The sequence below is a fragment of the Ornithinibacillus sp. FSL M8-0202 genome, assembly GCF_037975285.1.
GTDB classification, from domain to species: Bacteria; Bacillota; Bacilli; order Bacillales; family Amphibacillaceae; genus Ornithinibacillus; species Ornithinibacillus massiliensis.
In genome coordinates, this window is the sequence record NZ_CP150248.1 from 2,519,922 (window position 1) to 2,545,034 (window position 25,113).

Sequence of the window (25,113 nt, forward strand, 5' to 3'; positions counted from 1 at the left end):
GGAGCGTTTTAACTTGGATATTAATGAAATTAAAAATACTATTCCACATCGCTATCCTTTCCTACTAGTAGATAAAGTTCTTGAAGTGGAAGAAGGAAAGCGTGTTGTCGGTTTAAAAAATGTAACAGTAAATGAACCATTTTTCCAAGGGCATTTTCCAGATTATCCAGTAATGCCAGGGGTATTAATTGTCGAAGCTTTAGCCCAGGCGGGTGCTATCGCTATTCTAGGGAAAGAAGAAAATCGCGGAAAGCTCGGATTTCTTGCCGGTATTGATAAATGTCGCTTTAAACGACAAGTGAAACCAGGCGATCAGCTCAAACTAGAGGTGGAAATCGTTCGTGTGAAAGGTCCAATCGGAAAAGGTAAAGGAATCGCAACAGTTGATGGCGAATTAGCTTGTGAAGCGGAAATCACCTTTGCGGTTAAATAAAATGAAGAATGCTGCCTTTATGGTAGCATTTTTTATTTTCTCCAGGACTTCGGAACTAAACAGATAATAAAATATTCCTTCATCCTATAAATACATTAAATTTCCGTAAAAAATCCGTATCAGATTTGGTATAAAGGGGTAAGCTAATTCCGAAAGTTATTACTACAAGGAGGAAATGTCATGAACAAAAAATGGCTAATTAAACTAGGGGCACCTGTTTTGGCATTATCGCTTATGACGGCATGTGGCAATGATGATACAGAAGATCCAATCGAAGATCCCATTGAAGATGAAGCGCCGCTAAATCAGGAAGATGATAATGGCCTTAACAATGGTTTAGAGAACGATGGTATGGATGATGGCCTAAACGATGGTACTGGCACAGATAATGGAAATGATAATGGTACTGGTACTGGAGAAGATGGGCAAGATAATAATGATGACAATTTATTAGAAGATGAGAATAACAGAAGAGACGACGATAACAATCAATAATGATGAAATAATCCCCTCTGCACAGTAGCTAAGGGGATTTTTCATGATTATAACCGAATATCCACACTTTTACCAAGTGTTGGATGTGGAGCTTGTTGAAGAGATTGACTTAGCATCTCCGTCAATTGTGCTCCCTGCTGCTGCATGAGATCTTTAACATTGGCTATCATGGCTAGACTAGCATCTGAACGAACTTGACTATTTGCCATCACCACAGACATAGCTGCAATATCCATCTTGAAAAACCTCCTCACCCGATACATCAATTGTAACATACATAACTTTCTAAGAAACCATTGATTCATTAGGGAGGATAGAAAGCGAGGGGAGGGATGATTTGCTGGGGGTAGGGCACATGAAAGAGGGGAATGGGCACATCTAAACTAGAAACGGGCACAAGGTTTTCAGGAAAGGGAGCATCACCCGCGAGTACGGGCACATGAAAGAGAGAAATGGGCACATCAAAATTAGAAAAGGGCACAAGGTTTTCAGGAAAGGGAGCATCACCTGCGAGTACGGGCACATGAAAGAGAGAATCGGTCGCATCTAAACTAGAAACGGTCACAAGGTCCTCGAGAAAGGGAGCATCACCCACGAGAACGGGCACATGAAAGAGAGAATCGGTCGTATCTAAACAAGAAACGGTCACAAGGTCCTCGAGAAAGGGAGCATCAGCCACGAGTTCGGTCGCATGAAAGAGAGCCCCGGTCGCATCTAAACAAGAAACGGTCACAAGGTCCTCGAGAAAGGGAGCATCACCCACGAGAACGGGCACATGAAAGAGAGAATCGGTCGTATCTAAACAAGAAACGGTCACAAGGTCCTCGAGAAAGGGAGCATCAGCCACGAGTTCGGTCGCATGAAAGAGAGCCCCGGTCGCATCTAAACAAGAAACGGTCACAAGGTCCTTGAGAAAGGGAGCATCAGCCACGAGTACGGGCACATCCCCCCAACAAATCGAGCACCACCGCACGCTCAAGCACCTCAAACCCAAAAAAAGGACCCACCCCCAGGTCCATCTAATCAAACAAATTATCTTACAGTTGTGTTCTTCTTCTTTTTCCAGATGTTTTCCACATAATTTGATTCAATACTTCTGAGAACATAAGTCCCATGGCTATGCCACCTGCAAGTAGCATGACTTTTGTGGAATATTGAAATGCATTATAGTAATCGTTTTGGACAAAGCTACGCATGGCGTTATATGCCATTCCGCCTGGAACGAGTGGAATAATGCCAGAAACGTTAAATATTATAATGGGTGTTTTGTACATTTTGGCAAACATTCGGCTAATGACAGCGACTAGCATGGCACCAAGAATTGTAGCTGCAACTGGATCCATTCCATAGTCAACTAATAGATAATAGACGATCCATCCGGCCATTCCATTAAGTCCACATTGTATTAATACTTTCTTTGGTGCATTAAATAAAATGCCGAAACCTAACGATGCTACGAAGCTTGTCGCTAGCTGGGCAAGAATTTCCATATCATAACCTCCGATACCCTTTGAGCATGAATTCTATTCTAAACCAACCCCCACTGAAACTGCAATCGTCTATCTAGAATAAGTTTAAACACGGACTAGAGAATTGTCCTCCCATAAAACCCCAAGATGCTAAATAAATGCTAATACAACAGCGATTCCGGCACCAATGGCAAAGGCGGTTAGTAGTGCTTCCACACCTTTTGATAAACCAGCAACCAGATGCCCTGCTAACAAATCACGCACTGCATTGGTAATATGTAATCCAGGAACGAGCGGCATCACGGCACCAATAATGATTTTATCAAGCTCTACACCGATTCCAGTTTGAATGAAAAGGGCAGCTAGTAGTCCGATCATAAAGGAAGCAATAAATTCAGAGATAAAGCGAATTTCTACTAGTTTATCAAACCAAAGAAATCCAATAAAACCGATTCCCCCCGCAACGAATGAAGGGATAAAGTCTGCCCACAGACCTCCGAACATGATGGTAAAGCTGCCACTTGCAAGGGCAGCAATGAGCACCATGATTGGATTGGAATACAAGGGTTTTTGCCCCTCTAGCTGTTTTAGTTCTTTTAATGCTGCTTGTAAATTTAATTCACCGGAAGCGATTCTTCTTGAGACACTATTCACTTCCGCAATTTTATTTAAATCCGTTGTTCGCTTTTCTATCCGCATCATATTGGCAGGCTTTGCTATATCGATGGAAAAATTAATCGCAGTTGGTGTTGCATAACTCTGTGAATTATCTAGACCAAATGCCCGTGCAATCCGATTCATCGTATCCTCCACACGATACGTCTCCGCACTACTTTCCAACATAATTTTTCCGGCAAGCATACAAACTTCGGTGATTCTCTCCTGCTTATTCAAAAATAATCATCTCCGTACAAAAATTCTCTCCCTATTATAGTAGGGATTCGGTTGGGATGGAAGGGATATTTCAATAAAATTGTTTGGTAATAGTCGGGATTTAAAAGTATGACGGTGCCTTGGAGAATGGTTACCGTTCTCACCATCAACATCAAAAGAAAAAACCTTCCGAACTAAGGAAGGCTTTCAGGATTGCGGTAAGATTAAAAACAAACCAACTAACGCTATTAATGGAATGGCATTTGCCAGGGCGATTCCGATTAGGGAGAACGTCGTGACAGTTTGCTTCGCATTTTCTGGAACGCCCGCGAAGCGTTGAAGGAAAATGAATAATGGTGAAAATACTAGAGCGAAAATAACGATGATTCCAGGAATATATAGTTCTTCTATAGAGGCAGCAGGCGTCAAGTCCATCATGCCAAAGATGACCAAAATCATAGGAATGACTTCTGCAATAGCGACACCGATGAAGAACTTCGTATGGATGTCCGCAGTATTTTCAGGGTTTTCTTTGAGTTTTTCGATGTTAATTTTAAAGACTAGTAGAATAGAAACACATGCAAGGATTGCTGCAATCGCGAACAGGTAAGCACTACTCATTTTAAATCACCTTCATTTCAGAATCTTTTTTCTTTGTATCATGGGTATCATAGCATAGGTTTTACTAGTGCTCAACCGAAAGTTAAAGCTATTCTGTAATTAAAAATAAAACTATTGTCGAATTAGAATTCTCTGATGAATATTACTTAGTATCTGTCTCATGTTTTCTAGGTTAATTGACCTATTCCCTTGGGTGTTTAATTGTAAAAACATGCTGAATATTATAGACTCATTCAAATATACAGTTATATTTAACTAAGACTTTAGTAACTTGTCTAAGTTTTTGCAATTCTCTATTATTAGAGTTACTAAGTTTTTAGGCTACTAGATTTAATAGGGGGAGCTAAAGACTTAAGTCAAAACTTTTTAGAGGAGGAAGAAAATGCTTAAGAGGATTTCGGTATTATCTTTAATATTTCTTTTAGCGTTTAGTACGGTTACCTTTGCAGCACCGGGTAACATTGTCGTTGATCGTAACCTTGAAAAGAGTGATCTTTCCAAGGAATTAGCAGAAACAATCGATCCTAACGAAATCGTTCGTGTCACGGTTGAAATAGACGGTGAGGCACCGATTGAAAAAGCTACAAAACAAGGGAAAAAGTTTGGTGACTTAAGTGTAGCTGAGAAGAAGAAGCTTCTAAATGAAGCGAAAGAAAAGAAAAATAAAGCTAAAAAGGCAATGAAGGATAAGAAAATCAATGCAAAGGTCCTTCATGAATTTGATACGGTGGTGAATGGGTTTAGTGCTGAAGTGAAATACAGTGACATGGAGGAATTAGAAAAACTTCCTAATGTAAAACGTGTTGTCATTTCAACTAAATATGAGCGACCAATTGATGAACCGGATATGGCCAATAGTAAGGAATTAGTACAAGCACAGCAAGCTTGGCGTGACTATGGCTTTAAAGGAGAGGGTATGGTTATTGGGGTAATTGACTCTGGTGTCGATCATACTCACCAAGATATGGTGCTTTCAGAAGGTGTTTCTGTAGCCTTATCTGAAGAAGATGTAAACCAAAAGATACAATCAGAGGGTTTACCTGGTAAGTATTACACAGAAAAGGTTCCTTATGGATACAACTATATGGATCAAAACCATAATTATACAGATAATTATCCTGGTGCATCCTCACATGGTATGCATGTAGCTGGTACTATTGGTGCAAATGGTGAGGCTAATGGCGGGATTGACGGAATTGCTCCAGATGCACAAATTTTAAACTTTAAAGTATTTGGGAACGACCCAGGTATGCAATATACGTATGGAGACATCTACATAGCGGCCATTGATGATGGGATTAAATTAGGCGCAGATGTATTAAATATGAGCTTAGGATCAGCATCTGGCTTTGTAGATAGTCAGAATCCAGAGCAATTAGCTGTTACCCGAGCAGTCGAAAATGGTATTGTCATGTCTATTTCTGCTGGAAACTCTGCATTGTTTGCTGATGGGTTCTTCTATCCATATGCATCTAATCCAGATTATGGGGTTAGTGGTTCGCCAGGCTTAGCATATGATTCATTACAGGTTGCGTCGTTTGAAAATAGTTTCATGACAATTGATGCATTACAATTTGCAATTGAAGGTGGAGAAAGTGGCGTTGCGGCATATATGTCTTCAAGCCAAACAGATCCAGAAGTAGGCAATACGTATGAACTGGTAGAAGCAGGTCTTGGTCACCCAGAAGATTATGAAGGGAAAGATCTGGAAGGGAAATATGCGCTCGTTCAGCGTGGAGAGATAGACTTTGTAACGAAAGCATTAAATGCACAAGAAGCAGGAGCATCAGGTGTTATTGTATATAATAATACAGATGGCATGGTCAGTATGGCAACAGATCCTCAAATAGTGATTCCACAGGTCTTCTTATCGAAGGCAGATGGTGACAAACTAAGAGAAGCACTATTAAATGGACAAGCTGCAAGTGTTACCTTTACTGGGGAACAAACATCTGTACCAAATGCAGAAGCGGGACAAATGAGTGAATTCTCATCTTGGGGATTAACGCCGAACCTGGATTTCAAACCAGAAATTACAGCACCAGGTGGACAAATTTACTCTACATTAAATAATGGTGAATATGGTGTGAAATCGGGTACGTCTATGGCAGCTCCACATGTTTCTGGTGGTAGTGCTTTAGTGTTGGAACGTGTAGATAATGAATTTGGATTTGAGGGTAGAAATCGAGTTGAACTAGCTAAGAACATTTTAATGAATACATCTACTCCTGTAGAGTTTGATGGGGCATTCGTATCGCCGCGTCGTCAAGGTGCCGGCTTAATGCAACTTCACTCTGCACTTTCAACTCCTGTAGTAGTGACAAATGCTGAAACAGGTGAAGCAAAAGTTGCATTGAAAGAAATTGCTGATAACCAAGTTACATTTGAATTAACTGCAGAAAACTATTCGGATGAAGCTGTAAGCTATGAGGTACGTGCAAATGCACAAACGGATACACCAGTAAGTGCTTCTGGATTTATGGTTACAGCACCGAATTTATTGGGTGCCCTTGATTTAGGTGCAGTTACAACGGTAAATGGGAAAGCAAGTAGTACAGTGGAGGTCCCAGCGAATGGTACAACCACCTTTGAAGTTACGATTGATGTTAGCGAGTGGGATGAAGATTTACAAACCATCTTTACTAGTGGTTATTGGTTAGAAGGATTTGTTACGTTAACAGATCCAACAGACACTAACCCAGAACTAACGGTACCTTATGTAGGATTTAAAGGTGCGTGGGATGAGGCACCAATCTTTGATGCTCCATTATGGGATCCAATGTCATATTATGAAATGACGGGTGTAGTAACAACAGTTAATGGAGAACAAGGATCATATGACTACTTAGGTCAAGACGCTACTAATCTAGCATTTTCACCAAATGGTAATGGTGTACGAGATGATGTAGGTCTAATCCTATCATTCTTAAGAAATGCGAAGGAAGTTAGCTTCAATGTTCTAGATAAGGATGGTAATCTTGTAGAAACAATTTACAAGGAATCGAATATACGTAAAGATTACTATGATTCTGGTCGAGCATCCTATTATAAGGTTTCTTCCGATTGGATGTGGGATGGAACGATTGATGGTAATGTAGCACCAGATGGTCTATACTACCTACAAGCAGTTGGAGTAATTGACTATGAAGGCGCTAGAGAACAATCAATTGAGATACCAGTATTATTAGACACACAGGCTCCAACCGTAACATCTGATATCCAACGCGGTAAGCGTGAAGCGTTAATCATGGTAGAAGATGGCCAAGGAAGTGGAGTAAGTGAATTTGAAATCAAGGTAAATGGAGAGCCTATTGAAATTCCTGAAGGGGCAACACAACATCTCATTACAGATCTTCATCCAAGCTCAGTAGTAGAAGTAACAGTTACCGACAATGCAGGTAACACTGCTTATGAAAGAGTGATGGGGCCACAAGGGAAGGCTAAGGGTAAAGTGAAGGTATTACAATAAACGTATCAAAAAAAACAGTTCTATGCTAATCGGGGCATGGAGCTGTTTTTCTTATGGTGACAAGAAAACACATCTTCAAACGGAAACCCTCTAAAAGAAGCGCAAACTATCATTAAATTCGTTTTTCTTCATTTAATTATGTAGGAGCCTGTCAATTTCCGAATTTTTCTTTAATTTACACACTCTTCACAAACTCTCCATATACACTTAATAGTCTATTTCTATACTTGTAGTAACAAGTGGGAATTCGTAGACTGAGGGGGAAGTTTAATGACGATTCGAGGTATTGCTCACCGAGGTTATCCTGTGAACTACCCAGAAAATACACTATCGTCTTTTCAAGCCGCGATTGATTTAGGATTTTCTCATATGGAATTAGATGTTCATATGAGTAAGGATGGTATTCCTGTTGTCATGCATGATCATACGATTGACAGGATGACGAATGGAACTGGAGAGATTCGTGACTACACGGTTGAGGAACTTAAGAAGTTTACGATTAGCACGAATGAAAAAATACCTACTCTCGAAGAAGCGTTACAACTAGCAATAGACCGTATTATGGTTTCCATTGAATTAAAGAAGCCAAAGCTTTATCCTGGGATAGAGCAAAAAGTCTATGAGCTAATTAAAAAGCTTGAAATGGAAGACCAGACTTATGTTATTTCATTTAATCACGAAGCGTTACGCAAACTTCGCAAGCTTTCTGATGACATACAAATAGGTCCATTAGTAAACAAAGTGCGGAGAGCACACTATCGACTTATTCAGAAGTTAAATGCTAATTATTTTGCGGTAAAATATAATGCGATAAAAGAAAGACATATAAGAAAATGTGAGAATATGGGTGTTCAGTTAGTGGTTTGGACGATAAATTCAAAGGAAGAAATGAAGAAAATGAAGCAATATCCATCTATTCTTATTACAACAGATGAACTTGAGACATATAAAGAAATCTCCTTATAGAAAGGAAATAACTTATGTTTACAAAAAGAAAGTTTATAGTGAAAATTTTCGTTTTTATTCTGTTTTTACCTCTTATGCTATTGTTGCTATGGAGAAACTTCCGTACGGTACAATACGTGAGAATTTAACAGGAAAAAAACCTCCTCTCATATGGTAGAGAGGAGGTTTTTTCTAGTTATCACGTAATACCTAAAGCGAGACACGATATAGTATAAATTTGCCACAGATTCCTTATTTCGATATAATTCTACATACGGATATCATGAAAATGTTTGTTAGGGAGAATGCTATGTTCAATTTTATGGATCTAGGAATAGCTTTTATCATAGCTTTGCTTTCTACTTTTCTGTTAACTTTTCCTGTGAAAAAGTTTGCAGTTAAGGTTGGTGCAGTAGATTTACCAAATCAGCGAAAAATACATAAAAAGGTTACACCTAGACTAGGCGGTCTAGCGATATTTATCGGAACTATTCTTGGCATGCTATACTTACAGCCTCAAGATGAATTTTTATTTGAAATTATTTGTGGAGCTATAGTAATTATCATTACTGGAGCAATCGATGATCGATTTACACTTCGTCCAATAGCAAAGCTAACCGGACAATTAATTGCAACTTCTTTATTGATCTCTGGTGGATTGATAATCGAACGAATTACACTACCATTTATTGGACAAGTCGAATTAGGCTTTTTGAGTGTGCTAGTAACAGTATTATGGGTAGTCGGGATTACGAATGCAATAAACCTAATTGATGGATTAGATGGTTTGGCAACAGGGGTTACTTCTATCGCCCTAATTAGTTTGTTTATCATGGCAATTATTGATTCACGCTTATTAGTAGCTTATTTTTGTATCGTTTTAATTGGAGCTAATTTTGGGTTTTTGTATCATAACTTCTATCCTGCCAAAATTTATATGGGAGATACTGGATCAAATTTCTTAGGATATATGATTGCGGTAATTTCAATTCTAGGTTTGTTTAAAAATATTGCGTTATTTAGTTTTGTGATTCCGATTATTGTTTTAGCAGTACCAATATTTGATACATTATTCACCATATTGAGGCGAATGTTGAATAAGCAGAATATCATGATGCCGGATAATAAGCATATCCACTATCAACTTTTAGCATCAGGTTATAGTCATCGAAAAACAGTTCTTATTCTTTATGGGATAAGTGCAGTCTTTGGCACGTTGGCTGTTATATTTAACGAAGCTACTATTACAACGAACTTATTTATTTTTGTGATTTTGCTCTTTTTGTTGCATGTTTTAGCGGAAATCGCTGGACTAGTTTTCGGTGGAAAGAGCCCCGTATTGGATCTGGTTAAGAAGTTATTTAAGCGAAGGGGACAGAAACAGGAAGAGTAAAATTATCCTTTGGGAATAGAGCTATTAATAAAAAAAACATGTAAGGCTTGGTAATAATAAAAAGTACCCTATAGAGTAGACATTTAAAAAAAGTCTACCTATAGGGTACTTTTTTGTATAATTAAGAAAAAATAGCGGATTGGGGAAAAGTAGGAATGAGTAAAAAGATATTTACAGAGGAAGAGATTAAAGCATTTTCTGGTAACCCTAATGTTAAATTGTGCCAAAGTCATTTTGATTTGACGTGCCACTTTCTTACGACGTTTAAAATGAAAAGTTTTCAAGATAATCACTTTTATCTTCTCGTCCTTAGCTTCTTTTACGTTTCTACTTTTTTGTGCCTTTTCAGAAAAATAATTATAATAACCAGAACGGGATACACAAGCTACATCACATAAATAGCTCACCATATTCTTAAGGTTATACATCTCTATTACTTAACGGATAAGGATGAACTTTTAATCCTGAGGTAGGGTTATTGGTTCCTCTTCATCCCCCTTTCTGCAAATCGTATCTTTTTTAGAAGTTCATTTCCTGCCTTTAATAAATTGTGTTGGGCTTCTAATCTTGCATATTTCTCTTCTAGATTAAGTTCCTTTTCTGAAGGTCTTCCGGAGTTCCCCTTTCGTGAATCACGGAGCCCTGATACACCGTTTTCCCGATAAGCAGCACGCCATCTTTACTTGAAGATTCAACTCGCATTATCCCAATCACTTCTATATCAAATCCACATTCCTCAAATATCTCCCTTGGAAATTTACCTTTTTCATTCTCTACTATAAAAATATGTTTAAATTCTTCAGTATAGATAATCCCTTTTGAACTAAAAGTTCTTCTATCTGATATCACTTATTTATTTTACGGTAAGGGTCAAAAAGCTTATTTATCAGCCATTAAAGATGGCTCTACAGGAGAATTATTGGTCTATCATATTTCGAAACGGATGACCATTGATCTAGCCACGGACACTCTAAAAAAACTAAAAAAATAAACACTTTAAGAAAGTAAAGGATGCATTAATCCACTCAGATCAAGGAGTCCATTATACTTATCCAGATTTTCAAAAGGCTGTATAGAAACTTGGATTACGCCAATCTATGTCAAGAAGAGGAAACTGTTGGGATAACGCTCCACAGGAATCATTCTTTGGTCATTTTAAAGATGAAGCTTCTATAGAAACATGTACTACCCTAGAAGAGTTATAAAGAGAGATAAAGCAATATATGACGTACTACAACCACTATAGATATAATGGAATCTAAAAAAGATGACCCCTGTTTATACAGAAATCATCTTCTTAATGCAGCCTAGTCTTTATTTAAATGTCCTTTACAAAGGGTACATTTTATAATGCTTTACAGGTTTTTTTATATCAGGATTAAGAAAGTATATAAAAGTTATCTAGCTCAACCCCTACGCTTTTCTTATTACAAGCTCCAATATTGATAGCCCTTTGCTTGACATTCTTTTCTGTCGAGAATGCTCTTGATATCAACAAGGACTTTTTTATCATTTTTATATAATTTTGCAAGCATGTCTAAATCATATGATTCCATGAACACTTTGTGTGGAACTGCTAAAACGACACAATCGATATCGGATAATTGATCTTTTTCAATTAGTTCGATGCCATACTCGTGGTATACATCTTCTTTTTCAGCAATAGGGTCATGCACAAGTACGTCTACACCATATTCTTGAAGTTCGGTAATAATATCGATGATTTTTGTATTACGCACATCCCCAACATTTTCCTTGAAGGTAATACCGAGGATAGCAACTCTAGCTCCATCTATGTCTTGTTTAGCCTTAATCATTTGTTTAATAATATTACTTGCTACATATTTCCCCATATCGTCATTAATTTTACGACCGGAAAGGATGATTTGTGAATGGTAGCCAAGTTGTTCGGCTTTGTAAGTAAAGTAATATGGATCCACACCAATACAATGTCCACCTACAAGTCCTGGAGTGAATTTTAAGAAGTTCCACTTGGTTCCAGCTGCTTCAAGAACAGCTTTTGTATTGATTCCCATTTTATTGAAAACGATAGAAAGTTCATTCATGAAAGCGATATTGATATCGCGCTGAGAATTTTCAATTACTTTTGCTGCCTCAGCAACTTTAATAGTTTCAGCTTCATACACCCCAGCTTCAATGATAGAACCATATACTTTAGAGATTTCTTGAAGAGCCTCATCATCAGAACCGGAAACTATTTTAATAATTTTAGTAAGCGTGTTTACTCGATCACCTGGATTAATTCTTTCTGGAGAATATCCAAGTTTAAAGCCTTCACCTAGCTTCAAGCCAGATTCTTTTTCAAGAATAGGTAAGCAAATTTCCTCTGTTGTACCAGGATAAACAGTTGACTCGTAAACAACAATAGAACCTTTAGAAAGATTGCGCCCTACAATTTCACTAGCGCCAATGACAGGTTTTAAGTTCGGTGTTTTATCAATGTTGATTGGAGTAGGAACAGCAACAACGAGGAATTTGCAATCTTGTAAATCGCGTTCATCATTCGTAAACTTCATCGTTGTATTTTTAACGGCTTCATCCCCGACTTCATCCGTTATATCAATCCCACTAAGGTATTTATTTAATTTTTCTTGGTTAATATCAAAGCCTACTACATCATAGGTTTTAGCAAACTCAATTGCTAAAGGAAGGCCTACATATCCTAGGCCGATTACGGCTATCTTTTCTTCTTTTGATTTTATTTTTTCAAATAAACTCATATAGTTTCCCGTCCTTTATTTTTAGTATTAATATCTATCCATAAAAAATACTATACAACTATATCATAACCTCGTAAAGTAATTCTATTATACAATACTATGTGGTTCTATGCATTGGATTTGTAACTTCTAATAAATTGGATTAAAAAAACACATATGATAAACTTTTAATAATTAAACTTGCTATGAGGTGGATGAAGATGAAGGTAAGAAAGGCAATCATTCCCGCGGCTGGATTAGGTACAAGATTCTTACCAGCTACGAAGGCACAACCGAAGGAAATGCTACCAATAGTAGATAAACCCACAATACAATATATTGTAGAAGAAGCAGTTGCTTCAGGGATTGAAGATATTATTATTATTTCTGGTAGAGGAAAAAGAGCAATTGAAGATCATTTTGATATATCTTATGAGCTAGAGGAAAAACTATCTAGCAAAGGTGATCTCGAAACGCTTGAAATGGTACGAGCGATATCCGACCTTGCTAATATTCATTATATAAGACAAAAAGAACCAAAGGGTCTAGGGCATGCCATCGCATGTGCGCATAGCTTTGTAGGAAATGAGCCTTTTGCTGTGTTATTAGGTGATGATATTGTGGAATCAGCGGAGCCTACCTTAAAACAACTAATTAATGTCTATGAAACCTATCAGTCCTCGGTTGTTGGTGTTCATGATGTACCAATGGAGGAAATTTCAAAGTACGGAGTGATTAAGCCATTAGATAGTACTATGCATGGATCTCGAATAACGGCTATTGAAACCTTAATAGAAAAGCCAAGACAAGAGGAAGCGCCGTCTAATCTAGCAATCATGGGTAGATATGTTCTATCACCAACTATTTTTTCTATTTTGGCGAAACAACCCCCAGGAAAAGATAACGAAATTCAGCTTACAGATGCATTAGTTACATTAAACCAATCAGAGCAGCTGCTGGCGTATAACTTTGAAGGAACGCGTTATGATGTTGGAAATAAATTAGGCTTTGTTCAGGCAACGATTGATTTTGCTTTAAACCGTTCGGATTTACATGATGATGTAAAAAAATACATGCAATTAAAGCTTGATTCATTAAGAAGCTTGGAGTGAAAGAATTGAATATAGCGTAATAGGTACAGGGGATGTAGGGCTTGTCACAGGAGTGTGTTTTGTAGAAGTGGGTCATGCCGTTACCTATATAGACGTAAATAAAGAAAAAGTTGAAACACTTAACAAAGGAATAAGTCCAATCTATGAGGAAGGATTAAACAGAACTTCTTAAAAAAAATATTGCTAGTGGCAATGTGTACTTTACCAATAATTATGCAGATGGATAATGGACTCTTAAAAGAGGTTATCAGCAAATTATAGTGGGGGTCCAATTAATATTAGGAGTGTAGGGCGTTATAAAAAGGAAACCATTTAATAAATAATTGCCAAAAATTAAAAATTTTATTCAGGCTGAAGATATAATTTATGGGAAGTGTAGGGAAATCATACAATTTCTCTGCACTCTTTATTTTCTTTATGATCTACAAAAGTTGACTGCTCTAATGAGACGTAGGAAAGTGAACTTCATCTAAAATTTATCACACATTCATTAATTTCGGTAGATTTTAAATTTATAATGAATATAAAGGGAAGTCCTTTTCGACAATAATTTATAAAATTCAATTGCTGTGGTATAATTCCATGAGTATTTGCTATTAAAAAAGCCAAAAGATATGGAAAGGCTGTTAACAATGGAAAAGAAAAAAGTATTATTTTTCATTTATCAACTGGGAGCCGGTGGTGCAGCCAGAACGATGTTAAACATAGTGAACCATATAGACAGGGAGAGCTTTGAGCCAATTCTTGTCACCTTAGATTATGATGGTAGCTATGAGAGTTACTTGAATAAGGATATTAAATTTATAAAATTACAAACGAAAAGACTACGCTCTGCTATTCTTCCTTTAGCCAAATTAATCCGGGAGGAAAAAGTAGATTTAGTATTTAGTACTATTCCGAATTACAATATAGTAGCCATACTAGCAAGGGTACTTTCATTTACTAGAGCAAAGAACATTGTAAGGGAAGCGGCTTTTTTAGGTGGTACTACTGCCTCGAATATGAAATTAAGACTCGTCGGCTTTTTATATAAATTAGCCAGTCGAGTTATTTCATTGTCTAAGGGTGTAAAAGAAAATATAACGAATCGTTATAAAGTACCATCCGAAAACATTACCGTTATCTATAATCCAATCGATATTGACGTAATTAAGCAACATGTAAGAAAAGGTCAAATTAGTCCGGACCATGAGAAGATTTTCGATGGCCAATCTAAAGTAATCATAACGGCAGGGAGACTTGTTAACGACAAGGACCAAAAGACGCTGATTCATGCATTTTCGAAGGTACAAGAAAAATTAAATGTAAAGTTGGTCATTCTTGGAGAAGGTGCATTAGAAGCGGACCTGAAAAAACAGGCTAAGGAATTAAATATAGATGACCACATATTCTTTCTAGGCTTTAGAGAGAATCCTTATATTTACTTTTCAAAGGCAGACTTATTCGTGTTGTCTTCATTAAGAGAAGGTTTTGGCCATGTTTTAGCGGAAGCACTAGCAACCGGTGTACCAATTGTATCAACGAATTGCAAACCAGGTGCGGTTGAAGTTCTATCGGATGGACAATATGGTAGGTTATGTGAAATAGGAAATGATAGAGATATGGCGGAAAAAATGTATGAAGTGCTAACTCTATCCGATAGAGAGAGATTTGTCATGATAAATAATGGGCTAGCAAGAGCTAGTGAATTTGATGCGAAAGAAATAGTGAAACAATATGAGGATGTTTTCCGTGAAACTTTAAAGGAACAAAGGTTAGTAGGTAGGGGTTGATAATATGAGTATGCCTAAACGAGTGGTTCACTTAACAACAGTACACCATCCATATGATCCTAGGATTTTTCATAAAGAATGTAAATCACTAGCAAAAGCTGGTTTTGATGTAACATTAATTGCTCAAGAGGCGGAAGAAGCCTCAAGTACTGGGGATATCAATCATATAAAGTTAAAGAAGTATGGTAGCCGATTGAAACGGATGATACTAGGTACCATAGATGCATATAGAAAAGCGAAGAAGTTAAATGCAGATGTATATCATTTTCACGACCCAGAATTATTACCGGTAGCGTGGCTGTTAAAGAAAAAGAATAATGTAGTGATTTATGATATACACGAAGATTATATTACTAGTATTTTACAGAAGGATTATATAAATAAACCGGTAAAAAAGATTATTGCCAAAACGTATAAGTTTATGGAGGCCTTTTTTAGTCGGAAATTCGAGCTTTGCTTGGCTGAAAAGTATTATAAAGATATCTATCCAAGGGGAAGATGTATATTAAACTACCCTACGATAAATGAAAATGTGATTCATCACCAACGAGTTAACGATATACTAGAAAGTGAATTATTATATACGGGAAATGTGACCCATGTTAGAGGGGCACTGATCCATGCTAAAATCCCTTCGATTGATGAATCCATTAAGGTGCATTTTGTAGGGAAATGTTCTAGTAGCGTAGCGAACGAAATGTATCAGGTAGCAAAAGATACTAAGGATAACTTGGTCTTTGAAGGTATTGATAAATTTGTTCAGAAGGAAAGAATTGAAGCATGCTATCTAAGTAAAAATTGGCTAGCAGGAATTGCATTATTTCCACCTACAGAGCACTATATGAAAAAGGAATTAACCAAGTTTTTTGAATATATGGGTGCAGGACTCCCGATATTATGCTCAAATTTTCCGGTATGGAAGGATTTTATGGAAACATATCAATGTGGAATAGCGGTAGATCCATTTAACGATGACGAAATCAAGCAGGCTATCCATTATTTGAAGTCTCACCCAGAAGAAGTTAGAACGATGGGGGAAAATGGAAAGAAGGCCGTTTTAGAGAGCCTAAATTGGAATGTGGAAGAACAAAAACTTATTGGATGGTATAAAGAGCTATTACATTAATTTCTTTTTATTGGTATAAATGTAAAAGTCTCTTATAGGAAAGCAAAGGTATTAGAAAAGAGGGGAGAAAATGACAACAAATCCTAACCCTTTAATTTCAGTTATTACTCCTGCATTTAATGCAGAAAAATTTATAACCCAAACAATTGAATCCGTTCTTGAGCAAACTTATTCTAATTGGGAAATGATTATTGTGGATGATTGTTCAACAGACAGAACGATTGAGCTTATAACAGCGTATTCTCAAAAGGATAATCGAATTAAATTACTCCAGTTAGAAAAGAATAGCGGATCGGCAGTTGCTAGAAATGTTGCGATGAAAAATGCAAAAGGAAAATATATTGCATTTTTAGATAGTGATGACATTTGGTTCCCTGGAAAATTAGAAAAACAATTACACTTTATGCAAGAAAAAGACATTGCTTTTTCTTTTACAAAGTATGTTCGTATAACCGAAGAAGGCCAGTTGAAAAATTCAATATCCATTGCGCCTGAAAAGGTAGTCTATAAGGATCTATTAAAGCACTGTGTTATTGGATGTCTAACCGTAATGTTAGATAGGGAAAAAATCGGGGGACTTGAAATGGTGAATATCAGAACAAGACAAGATTATGCGCTATGGCTTGAAGTAACCAAAAAAGGATTTCCTGCATATGGCTACGCAGAAGTTCTTGCTAAATATAGAATTGTACAGAATTCTATCTCTCGTAATAAATGGAAAGCCGCTAAGAGGCAGTGGTATGTATATCGAAACGTTGAAAAATTAGGGCTAGTAAAAAGCATTTGGTACTTTTTACATTATGCCTTAAAAGGAATTTACAATACTCTGCAATACAAGTTTGCAAAGTAAACATACGTTAGCGGAGGTGTGTTTTTTGCTTAAAGAAATTCTATTAGGACCATTTGATTGGTTTCTCTTTACTGTGTTAACAGAAAAACAGAGGTCTGCCTTAAGCGAGATGTTATCGGCGGATGTTAGAACAAAGCTTAAGAAAATATTTTTAGGGAAAAAGGCAAGATATAGAGAGCAAATAGAGACCTATAAGTATTACTTGTATAATCTAGGATTCACTGAGAAAGCCTTACATGATCTGGAGAAATTCTTTTTAGATATGAATGATCCTTATATTAAACGATTAGTTGCATGGGAATTAATTCTATGGTATGCAAATCAAAACACAAAAGAAGATGTGGAAAAAGCGCTCCCTCTTTTCTCTGTTGCAAGTTATCGTGAGAAAAATGTAGATCAAATTAGAAGACTTTCCATCATAAAAGCAGAATGTTTAGGTCGTATTGGCGAAGTTGAAAAGGCGAAATTAGTGATTGAAGAAATGTTAGAGAAAAATAACCATCCAGATTTGTATTTGGCAATGGTGAATTTGGTGGAAAATATCGAACAGAAATTGGTGCTTATTAATAAAGTATATGAAATCTATGATCTGCCACATATTTCTCTTACTAACAAGAACCAACCGATTTATGACGGTTTAAAGAGTGAAAATAGTGACCACGCAACAGAAGGTCCTAAAATCACAGTAATCATACCAGCCTATAATGCAGAAATTGGTATTAAAACTGCAATTGATTCTATCTTGAACCAGACATGGCAAAACATAGAGCTGATCATAGTTGATGATAATAGTACGGATGGAACAAGAGATGTAGTACAGGAATATGTGAATCAAGATTTCAGGGTTAAGTTATTAAGCACCCCAAGTAATAGTGGTCCTTATATTGCAAGAAATATCGCATTAAAGGAAGCAACGGGAGAATTTGTAACGATTAATGATTCAGATGATTGGTCACATTCCAAGAAACTTGAAATTCAGGTAAAACATTTAATTGAAAATAAGCATGTTATCGCAAATACTTCAGAACATGCAAGGTTAACGGAGGACTTTTTGGTATATCGTAGAGGTACCCGTGGGAAGTATATTTTTTCCAACATGTCCTCCATTATGTTTAGAAGAAAGCCAGTAATTGAAACAATCGGTTTCTGGGATAGTGTGCGTTTTGCAGCTGATGGGGAGTTTAAAAGACGGCTAATTAAGACGTTTGGTAAAGATAAGTATGTAGATTTAAATACGGGACCTCTATCGCTGCCAAGACAAACACTTTCATCACTCACGGGAAGTTCGGCATTCGGTTATAATGGTTACTTCATGGGTGCTAGAAAAGAATATGTAGATAGCCTAGAATATTATCATAAAAATGCTGTTAACCTATATTATCCACCTGTTCAAGAAAAAAGATTATTTCCTGTTCCAGAACCGATGTTACCTAAGCGAAAAGTTGATAGGGCAAAGCAACGTTATGTTGAATCAATACTAGTATCTGATTTCCGATATGCTGATGATGAATGGACAAGTCAAATCTTCGGAATACTGGAGAAGAATGCAGTTGATCAGAATTTAGCTTTAGTCCAAATGTATAACTATGATTTAACTGTAAAACGTGATATAAATTCCTATTACCGCTCGAAAATTGATGGTAATAACGTTCAAATGCTAGTGTTTGGGGAAAACATTATATGTGAACGTATGATTATCACAAACCCAAAATTAGTAGAAGAATATCAAAAATATATACCGATTATCACGGCAAACAGAATTGAAATTGTTATGGATGAAGCATTGCAGATGGGGAATGAAGAAAAATCAAAGGTAGAAGAGGCAGTAAAAAGGTATTTTAACGTAACTACTATTGATTGGATTAGTTACCAACAATTTGTTAATTGATAAATAGCATGATAAATAAAATAAGAAAAGCACTCGGAATTCTAACTCCGAGTGCTTTTCTTATGCAAGTAAATCTATAAACTTTATAAACTTATAATTGTAATTCCCATTTACTTTAATTAGGATTTAAAATAATATAGTGATAGAAGTTAAATGAGGTAATATGGAGTTACTATGTAAAGTGACAAATATAGATTAATAGAATGTTACTATATAATTCCTTGACCTCTAATGTGAAAGAAAGAATAAATAGACTTACAAATAGGAGGATTTAGATGCAAAAAAGATTTTTTCTTTCGTTTTTAATGTTTTTATTAGCAGTACCTACTTTCGCTTATGCAGAATCTGATGAAGAAGGTAATGTAATAAATACTGAGGACAATAATAACCAACATCTTGAGGATGACCAATATATTGATGATAACCAAGATCAAGATAATGTAGAAGAGAATGAACCTGCGTTATCCGAAAAACAAAGTACACCATTACAGGAAGAAGAACTCGAATTAACTGCAGATGAATGGTATGAAAAAGCAATGAGTGAAACCTCGGCTTCAAATAGAGTGGGACTTTTTTCAGAAGCTTACCATGCTTATCCTGATAACCAGAAAATTATTAATGGGTATAATTCTAGTGTAAGGAATTTACTAGACTGGGCTAGTAGAAAGCATAATGAAGGAGATTATACTACTGCTTTAAATCGATATGATTATATTATCTCATTATCAGGAATACAAGATTCCTATATTAGTGAAGCACAGTGGAAAAAAAGCTTTGCTTTAAAAGAGACAAGCTATCCAGAAGCTGAAACAGTATATAATCAAGCAATGGCTGAAACTACAGCTTCTGGAAGGTTTGATGCATTTAGTACTGCTGTAAAGTTATTTCCTAATAATGAGAAGATCAGGAAGGGTTTTATAGCTAGTGCTGAGAATCTATTTAATTATGCATTAAACAGACATGTTATAGGAGATTTTGAAAAAGCAATTGATAGATATGAGCATATCTTAAAAACTGATGGAATTGAGGAATCGTTGGCCGCTAAAACGCAGTCTCGTTTAAACGAAGCACAGCAGAACAAATTACCATCAGATGAAATTTATCAAGCTGCTATAAATGAATCCAGTGCTTCAAAGAAACTGCAACTATTCATACAAGGATATGAAGAATATCCTGAAGATAAGCGATTTTCAGATGGAATAGAGAGCAGTGCCTTGGGACTGTTAAAGTGGGCTAGAAGCCAACACCAAAAACGTGATTTTAACACAGCCACTGATCGTTATAATGTGATTCTTGATGCTCCTGTTGTATCGGATCTTATAAAAGATTCAGCAAAACTTCACTTGGATTATGCATCAAAAAGGCAATTGATTCCAACAATAGATTGGTTGAAAAAGGAATATCAAAGTCAAACGAAGGTTTCGAGTATTTTTGAACAAAGTAAAACAAATCTATTGTTTTATCCTGAATTATCAGAGTTTGCTAATGAATTAAATGCTTCTTCAATGCAACTATTGAGCTGGGCAAAAAACCAACATGATAAAGGTGAATTTAGTATCGCGGTTGAAAGATATAACATGATACTTGCTACACCTTATTTAAATGGTGAAATATTAATTGAAACATCTTCGCTAAAAGAAAATGCTTTGAATCATCAACGAACTGCCGATGCGATATATAATGAAGCTATTAATGAAGGTAGAGCTTCTTATAAACTAAGTTTATTTGTGGAAGGGTATAACTTTTATCCAGAAGATAAGCGATTTGTTAATGGAATCAATTCTAGTGTAGCCGCTCTGTTAGACTGGGCTATAATTCAACATAACAATGGTGATTATCAAATAGCAATAGATCGATACGAAATGATACTTTCTACTCCAATGGTATCTACTAATCTATTAAATCAGACAGCTATTAAACTAGAAGATGCTAAAATAGGAAAACGCCCTGCGGATATTATCTATAATCAAATACAAAAAGAAACGACTGCATCGGCATTATTTGACTTAAATAGTGAAGGGTATCATTTCTATCCAGAAGATGTTCGTTTTCAAAAGGGTCTGAAATCAAGCTCAGAAACGTTATTCAATTTGGCATTCAAATATCATGGCCAATCGAGATATGATGATGCGGTATCTAGATATGAAAAATTAATAGATACAAACGGTGTTCCTTCACTTTATAAAACAAAGGCAAGTATACTATTAAAGTATGCGAATACAAATAGTTCCATTCCTTCAATAGATGATTATCACCATTTTGTTGAAAGTGAAAGTACTGTTTCAGGAAAATTAAATACGGCCATTGAAGGGTATTGGATTTATGAAGGGGATTCTAGAATAGTATCTCTAGTAATAGAATCCGCAAGAGCTCTATTAGACTGGGCAACTACTAAGCATCAAAATGGAGAATTTGATGTAGCTTTACAACGTTATAATGTTATTTTAAATTTACCTGTGAAGGATTCTAATTTGTTTGCAGAAGCTGAAGTGAAGTTAGAATACGCCAAGAAAAATGAAACTTTACCAACACCAGAAACTATTTTACAAGAAGCCAAGGTTGAATCCTCTGCGTCAAGAAAATTAGATCATTATATCAAAGGGTATATATTATATCCTAGTGATAATCGTTTCCTTTTAGGAATAGAGGAGAGCTCCCAATCATTATTGATCTGGGCAAGTAGGCAACAAGAAAATGGTGACTTTAAAACCGCTATTGATAGATATGAAAAAATCATAAGTTCTCCAGGTGTACCGAAAGAAATTGTGTTAGATGCACAACTGAGAAAAGGGTATGCGGTTAAAAACTTGAAAGTTCCTACTGCAAATGAATTATATAATCTAGCTAAAAGTAATTCTACTGTCAGTGGTAAATTCCAATATAATCTAGAAGGATATGTATTTTACCCAGATGATAGTCGATTTGTTGACGGTATGGTTACTAGTTCAAATGATCTATTTGATTATGCAACCAAATTACACAGAAATAAAGATTATTCTGGTGCTATAAGCAGATATGAAATTCTTATCAGTTCTCCAGGTGTGCCTAAATATATTGTGGAAAGTGCTGCTATTAATCTGGAATATGCAGAAGTAAACAAGATGCCACCAAGGGAATTAATTCAATACACGTATTATGATTTGAGCCTTTCAGACGCATTAAGAATGCAAATGAATGCAAGCCCACAAACAGATAAATATAGAAATTCACCTGCATATGTTAGTAGCTCCTATCTAGATATTTTTGAAGGTGGAGTGATTACTGGAAATAGTGTGAATTTACGAACATCAACAAGTCTAAAAAATAGCGAAAACGTTCGTATATCAGTTGGTAATGGTACAACGTTTATTGTGCTTGATAGTAATGTATCAGGTGATACGTTTTCCGGTAGTACGAGATGGTATAAGATTGAATATAAGGGTGAAATCTTATACGTTCACAGTTCATTAGCTGGTATTAATTCTAAGGTAGGACGTGCTAAACAAAATGTGAATGTACACGCAGATACAAATTCAAATAGCCATGTTTATGGAACAATTACAAAGGGTTCATTAGTTACTATCTTAAGTGAAGGGAATAATTGGCACCAAGTGAGTTATGGAACATGGAGAAACGCTACAGCAAATGATGTATTAGAATATTTAGATCCTAATAATTTCCTTTATGATGAGAAAGAAATATTCCAATTTGTAGACCTTTCCAAGCCTAGTGGAGTTACTGCCACAGTATTAAATGATTATCTAAGAGGGAAAGGAGACTTTGACGGACAAGGGCAGGCATTTATAGATGCAGGTGTTATAAATGGTGTTAATGACTTATACCTAGTATCACATGCTATGTTGGAAACTGGATTTGGAACTTCAAGTTTAGCTCGTGGATTAAAATACAATGGAGTTACAGTTTATAATTTCTTTGGTATAGAGGCATATGATAGTTGCCCGGTTGAGTGCGGTGCAAAAAAGGCCTATATAGAGGGATGGACAACTCCTTATAAGGCTATTGTGGGTGGAGCTAAGTTTATTGGTGAAAGTTATATAAAAGGTAATAACAAGGCTAATACAGTTCAAAATACCTTATATAAAATGCGTTGGAATCCAGAGTTTATGGATAAAAATAGCTACGCATATCACCAGTATGCAACAGATGTTGGTTGGGCTTCAAAACAGATTAATACAATGTACAATTTATATAAAGAAGTCGGTTATTATGTATTAAATCTAGATATCCCAATATATAGATAGTATGTAAAAACCTAGGTTTTTCTCTTATTAAAGAAGATAGCCTAGGTCTTTTTTTAGTTTGACAAGATAATATGGTTTCCCTACAATAAAATTACTTAGATATAATATAAGATTGTATCCCTATTTGATAGGGAACTAGGAGGAAATGTACTTATGAAGAATGATGCGTTCCGATTTGGATTTGCCATTAATGAAAGTAAGGATAGTATAAATGAAGTGGAATTAAAGGGTTGGAAAAAAGTTGAGGTTAATCAATACCAAATTCATATTCACCCTGAAGTAGAATATCAAATTACAAAAACAGAATTCGGAACTTCTTTAATAATTGGTGATGTTTTTGTATGCAGCGGTGAACTAGGTATTTCTGAAATTACCTCTCGCATGCTAAAGGAAGACGCATGGGATGATTTTGATAACCTTACTGGCAGATTTGCGTTAATCTTATTTTCTAATATAAATGGAATAAAGGTAATGAATGATCCCTTCGGTTCGCGTACTATATATTATCGAGAAGATGGTAAATTTGGAATATCATCACATTCTATGTTACTTGGCTCCATGTTTGGGGATGAGTTAGATGAGGATATCCGTGCTTTCAAAAGGTCACCTGAATACCGAATGAGGGGTACAGGCTATCTCCCTGGTGACTCAACTATGTACGTAAATATAAAATCACTTATTCCTAATAATTATTATGATATCGAAACGAGAAAGACTATCAGATATTGGCCGAGAAAACCAATTAAATCAACAACAATCGGTGAATTTTTAACTGTATGTGATGATTATTTTGAAAGATTTGCTTCATATATCCGAAAGTATAATTTAATTCTTGGCCTTACAGGTGGAGTAGATTCAAGGGCCTTGATTGCAGGACTAAGGCGAAAGGGTTGTGAAATGAAACTTTTAACTTGGAATCCCAACAGACTTCCTGAAGGAGAAAAAGAAGTAATAGATGAGATGGTTACATACTTGAATAGTGAGCATATTTATCTAGATGCTACTAAGAGAGAAGAAACAGAGGAGTATAAAAGAGTCGCAAAGGCTTCAAATAAGGCTGGCGGATTTAGTAGGGGTTCATCTGCAATAACTGTTCATATTGCTAAAGTGGTAGAAGAAAACGATGTTTTCATTCGGGGCTGGGGTGGAGAAATCTTACGAGGATTTTATAGTAGGCATAAGTCTCCCTTGTCTGGGGATATGTTAAAAGACTTTTATCAAATGTATCTAACTAAAAAAGTAAAAGAACCTAGCGAAGAATTTAGTAAGTTTATACTAGAGTCAACGAATAGTTATATTCAAAAGGCAAATTATGATAAGAACTTCTTTAATATAGATATAAGGGATTTATTCTATTGGGAACAACGAATGGGGACTTGGGGGGCAAATGTATTGAATGAAATGGATCCTTCAGTTTATTCTTATGTGGGTCTAAATAGTCGACCACTGTTTGAATCGGCACTAGGTCTTCCTGAAGAAGAAAGATTAGGGGCTGACATTATGGTTAAAATAACCGCCCTCTATGATGAACATTTTTCAAGAATTGGTATCGTTTCATAAAGGGTTAGTTAAATTGTAAGATAGTACCTAACCTTTTACCTTTCTTTAGGGTATACTAAAGAAAGGTTTTATTTTTATGCCGAATTATGTCTTTTTGTTCATTTAATTTAAATGAAATTCTACATAGTATTCTCCTCATTAATTAA

Annotated in this window: 19 protein-coding genes and 2 pseudogenes; 14 read left to right on the forward strand and 7 right to left on the reverse strand. The window is 36.0% G+C overall.

Features of this window, described 5'->3' with window-relative positions; all coding sequences use genetic code 11:
• The first annotated feature begins 13 nt into the window (after positions 1 to 13).
• Entirely contained in the window at positions 14 to 433 is a 420-nt protein-coding gene (fabZ, locus tag MKY78_RS12940) for a 3-hydroxyacyl-ACP dehydratase FabZ (protein WP_339213202.1), read from the forward strand.
• A gap of 180 nt (positions 434 to 613) precedes the next feature.
• On the forward strand, positions 614 to 928 hold the full coding sequence (locus MKY78_RS12945; protein ID WP_339213204.1) for a hypothetical protein: 315 nt from the start codon (positions 614 to 616) through the stop codon (positions 926 to 928).
• A 47-nt stretch (positions 929 to 975) separates the two neighbouring features.
• Here the strand turns inward: MKY78_RS12945 and MKY78_RS12950 are convergent, their stop codons facing one another.
• The 5 genes from MKY78_RS12950 to MKY78_RS12970 all read right to left on the reverse strand — a co-directional run bounded on the left by MKY78_RS12950 (position 976) and on the right by MKY78_RS12970 (position 3,891).
• Positions 976 to 1,164, reverse strand: coding sequence for a YjfB family protein (locus MKY78_RS12950; RefSeq protein WP_339213205.1), 189 nt, complete (start codon positions 1,162 to 1,164; stop codon positions 976 to 978).
• Between the two features lie 68 nt (positions 1,165 to 1,232).
• Positions 1,233 to 1,907 carry a hypothetical protein gene (locus MKY78_RS12955; protein WP_339213206.1) on the reverse strand — a complete coding sequence of 225 codons (675 nt, stop codon included), beginning with the start codon at positions 1,905 to 1,907 and terminating at the stop codon, positions 1,233 to 1,235.
• 58 nt (positions 1,908 to 1,965) lie between these two features.
• The gene (locus tag MKY78_RS12960) at positions 1,966 to 2,418 is read right to left on the reverse strand and encodes a threonine/serine exporter family protein (RefSeq protein WP_339213208.1); all 453 of its coding nucleotides are present in this window, start codon (positions 2,416 to 2,418) and stop codon (positions 1,966 to 1,968) included.
• A 129-nt stretch (positions 2,419 to 2,547) separates the two neighbouring features.
• On the reverse strand, positions 2,548 to 3,291 hold the full coding sequence (locus MKY78_RS12965) for a threonine/serine exporter family protein (RefSeq protein WP_339213210.1): 744 nt from the start codon (positions 3,289 to 3,291) through the stop codon (positions 2,548 to 2,550).
• A 186-nt stretch (positions 3,292 to 3,477) separates the two neighbouring features.
• Positions 3,478 to 3,891: a hypothetical protein gene (locus tag MKY78_RS12970; RefSeq protein WP_339213211.1), complete on the reverse strand. Its 414-nt coding sequence runs from the start codon at positions 3,889 to 3,891 to the stop codon at positions 3,478 to 3,480.
• A gap of 382 nt (positions 3,892 to 4,273) precedes the next feature.
• On the opposite strand from MKY78_RS12970, the gene MKY78_RS12975 reads away from it, so the two are divergent.
• From MKY78_RS12975 to MKY78_RS12985, 3 genes are all read left to right on the forward strand, one after another.
• The gene (locus MKY78_RS12975) at positions 4,274 to 7,360 is read left to right on the forward strand and encodes a S8 family serine peptidase (RefSeq protein ID WP_339213213.1); all 3,087 of its coding nucleotides are present in this window, start codon (positions 4,274 to 4,276) and stop codon (positions 7,358 to 7,360) included.
• 270 nt (positions 7,361 to 7,630) lie between these two features.
• Complete coding sequence (locus MKY78_RS12980; protein WP_339213214.1) at positions 7,631 to 8,326, forward strand: glycerophosphodiester phosphodiesterase family protein; 696 nt, start codon at positions 7,631 to 7,633, stop codon at positions 8,324 to 8,326.
• 289 nt (positions 8,327 to 8,615) lie between these two features.
• Positions 8,616 to 9,698, forward strand: coding sequence for an MraY family glycosyltransferase (locus MKY78_RS12985; RefSeq protein WP_339213216.1), 1,083 nt, complete (start codon positions 8,616 to 8,618; stop codon positions 9,696 to 9,698).
• A 209-nt stretch (positions 9,699 to 9,907) separates the two neighbouring features.
• Here MKY78_RS12985 and MKY78_RS12990 read toward each other — a convergent pair.
• Positions 9,908 to 10,547, reverse strand: a pseudogene (locus MKY78_RS12990) (IS3 family transposase); the annotation flags it as partial.
• Here MKY78_RS12990 and MKY78_RS12995 point away from each other — a divergent pair.
• Positions 10,525 to 11,009: pseudogene (locus tag MKY78_RS12995) on the forward strand (IS3 family transposase); the annotation flags it as partial. The pseudogenes MKY78_RS12990 and MKY78_RS12995 overlap by 23 nt on opposite strands.
• Positions 11,010 to 11,125: 116 nt before the next feature.
• Here the strand turns inward: MKY78_RS12995 and MKY78_RS13000 are convergent.
• Positions 11,126 to 12,439 carry a nucleotide sugar dehydrogenase gene (locus MKY78_RS13000; protein ID WP_339213218.1) on the reverse strand — a complete coding sequence of 438 codons (1,314 nt, stop codon included), beginning with the start codon at positions 12,437 to 12,439 and terminating at the stop codon, positions 11,126 to 11,128.
• A gap of 200 nt (positions 12,440 to 12,639) precedes the next feature.
• On the opposite strand from MKY78_RS13000, the gene galU reads away from it, so the two are divergent.
• From galU to MKY78_RS13040, 8 genes are all read left to right on the forward strand, one after another.
• Positions 12,640 to 13,530 (forward strand): UTP--glucose-1-phosphate uridylyltransferase GalU, encoded by an 891-nt coding sequence (galU, locus tag MKY78_RS13005; RefSeq protein ID WP_339213220.1) that lies wholly within the window; start codon positions 12,640 to 12,642, stop codon positions 13,528 to 13,530.
• A gap of 67 nt (positions 13,531 to 13,597) precedes the next feature.
• The gene (locus tag MKY78_RS13010; protein WP_339217907.1) at positions 13,598 to 13,702 is read left to right on the forward strand and encodes a hypothetical protein; all 105 of its coding nucleotides are present in this window, start codon (positions 13,598 to 13,600) and stop codon (positions 13,700 to 13,702) included.
• Between the two features lie 460 nt (positions 13,703 to 14,162).
• Positions 14,163 to 15,302 (forward strand): glycosyltransferase, encoded by a 1,140-nt coding sequence (locus MKY78_RS13015; RefSeq protein WP_339213222.1) that lies wholly within the window; start codon positions 14,163 to 14,165, stop codon positions 15,300 to 15,302.
• Positions 15,303 to 15,306: 4 nt separating this feature from the next.
• Complete coding sequence (locus MKY78_RS13020) at positions 15,307 to 16,428, forward strand: glycosyltransferase (protein WP_339213224.1); 1,122 nt, start codon at positions 15,307 to 15,309, stop codon at positions 16,426 to 16,428.
• A 70-nt stretch (positions 16,429 to 16,498) separates the two neighbouring features.
• A complete protein-coding gene (locus tag MKY78_RS13025; protein ID WP_339213226.1) occupies positions 16,499 to 17,278 on the forward strand; it encodes a glycosyltransferase family 2 protein in 780 nt (259 codons plus the stop codon).
• Positions 17,279 to 17,303: 25 nt separating this feature from the next.
• Positions 17,304 to 19,166 carry a glycosyltransferase family A protein gene (locus MKY78_RS13030; protein ID WP_339213227.1) on the forward strand — a complete coding sequence of 621 codons (1,863 nt, stop codon included), beginning with the start codon at positions 17,304 to 17,306 and terminating at the stop codon, positions 19,164 to 19,166.
• Between the two features lie 275 nt (positions 19,167 to 19,441).
• The gene (locus MKY78_RS13035; RefSeq protein ID WP_339213229.1) at positions 19,442 to 23,407 is read left to right on the forward strand and encodes an N-acetylglucosaminidase; all 3,966 of its coding nucleotides are present in this window, start codon (positions 19,442 to 19,444) and stop codon (positions 23,405 to 23,407) included.
• A 153-nt stretch (positions 23,408 to 23,560) separates the two neighbouring features.
• Positions 23,561 to 24,967 carry an asparagine synthase-related protein gene (locus tag MKY78_RS13040; RefSeq protein WP_339213230.1) on the forward strand — a complete coding sequence of 469 codons (1,407 nt, stop codon included), beginning with the start codon at positions 23,561 to 23,563 and terminating at the stop codon, positions 24,965 to 24,967.
• Positions 24,968 to 25,113 lie beyond the last annotated feature (146 nt).